The 950-nt window shown below is 46.8% G+C and carries 2 protein-coding genes; one reads left to right on the top strand and one right to left on the bottom strand.

Going from position 1 to position 950, the window contains the following annotated elements; translation table 11 throughout:
* Positions 1-108: 108 nt before the first annotated feature.
* Positions 109-372, top strand: a complete 264-nt coding sequence (locus A3751_RS02130) for a late competence development ComFB family protein (RefSeq protein ID WP_068451563.1) — start codon at positions 109-111, stop codon at positions 370-372.
* A gap of 47 nt (positions 373-419) precedes the next feature.
* Here the strand turns inward: A3751_RS02130 and A3751_RS22520 are convergent.
* The coding region (locus A3751_RS22520; protein WP_197466115.1) for a hypothetical protein at positions 420-950 on the bottom strand (531 nt) is incomplete at its 5' end.

Genomic DNA, 950 nt, shown 5'->3' with positions numbered 1-950 from the left:
GTGCGCTGTGTCGTTTCAGATTTGAAACTTAGCGATTCGTTTCCTAATTTGTAGACTAGCTTTAATGCAACATGTTCCCTGATTGGAATGTTTTTAGAGGAAAGAGTGATGTCTGTGCTAGATAGTATTTTTAATTATAACGAGCGCTTAATTGTTCAAGAGATGGCCGCGCAGCTAGAAAACGAGTCATGCACAGAAGAGCAACTAAGTGACATCGCGTGCTTGGCGTTAAACAAGGTGCCTGCAAAATACATCAAGCATAGCGTGGACAGAGCGTTTTATATGAGTAATGACGAGCGCGCCGAGCTAGAGGTTAGTGTCAGGGAGTCTGTTACGGAAGCCATTAAGTTTATTAAAGGCGTGAAGAACTAGCGCTCGTACGCTTAACCTCTTCAGGCAAAGCGTACGAAGCTTGATTATTAAGCTAGTGCAGACTTGCTTGATTCTTGGGTTGTCGCTTCATGCGCACCAAAGACAGCCGAGATACATGCTTTAATACGTCTTTCGTAAACTTCGCGCAGCTCGTTGCTGATGAGCATGTCTGCATACCAGTTCGTCAGTAGCGCCTCTAACTGTTCTTCTCTGCTCTGATGCCCAGCGCTGCTCAGGCCCTCTGATAGACGGCTAACCTGAAGCTGCATTCTTCGCTCTTGATCTTGTTCTGGGGAGCTAACACCCGCGGCAATCTCACAACGTATGCAGAGCTCTTTCACGGCGTTTTCGTCAGAGGGTTTTACTTTTCCATTTCCCAGATCCTGCCAAAAACGTTTGAAGTGCGACTCTAGACTCTTATCTAAACGCATTGTGCTGACAAACTCTTGTTTGCTCGCGTCCAGCTCACCCTGAGCGAATGCCGTATACGCAAGTACCGCTTTCCGCTCTGCTTCACTCCACTTATTGATGACTTGCTGAAAGCCTAGTCCCTTCAATTGCACCTTCACTTGCGCGAT

This window comes from Oleiphilus sp. HI0080, assembly GCF_001635135.1.
Note: the sequence above shows the minus strand (reverse complement) of the source record. Positions and strands in the feature narration are given on the sequence as shown.